This window comes from Klebsiella sp. MS 92-3, from assembly GCF_000195655.1.
Classification (GTDB): Bacteria; Pseudomonadota; Gammaproteobacteria; order Enterobacterales; family Enterobacteriaceae; genus Klebsiella; species Klebsiella pneumoniae.
The window spans coordinates 4790-5199 of sequence record NZ_GL882852.1 but is presented as its reverse complement, the minus strand read 5'-3'; the positions used below and the strand labels follow the sequence as shown (position 1 = coordinate 5199).

The window sequence follows — 410 nt, the reverse complement described above, 5'->3', positions numbered from 1 at the left end:
CCCCCCCCCCCCCCCCCCCGGGGGGGGGGTGGGGGCCCATCGTCCTGCATAACTCTTTTTGTTATATCAATAAAATTTTAGTTATTTAATGGTTATAAGCGCTGTTTGTTACCTTACGCAAAACCGCTAAGGAGAACAGACAATGTCCAACCGATTCCGCCCCGCCTGGCTGCTGGTCCTCGCCGCCCTCTCTACCTCCGCGCTGGCCAAAGCGCCGGAAACCGTCAACATCGGCTATCAAAAGGCGAATATCTTCGCGCTGCTGAAGTACCGCGGCACGCTGGATGAGAGCCTGAAAAAACAGGGCATTGCCGTACGCTGGGTCGAATTCCCCGCCGGGCCGCAAATGCTGGAGGGGCTGAACGTCGGTAGTATCGATCTGGCCGCGACCGGCGATGCGCCTCCCGCCC

General features: G+C 59.0%; 1 pseudogene. It reads left to right on the top strand.

Annotated elements, in window-relative coordinates:
- Nucleotides 1–142: 142 nt before the first annotated feature.
- Nucleotides 143–410: pseudogene (locus tag HMPREF9538_RS30520) on the top strand (sulfonate ABC transporter substrate-binding protein); the annotation flags it as partial.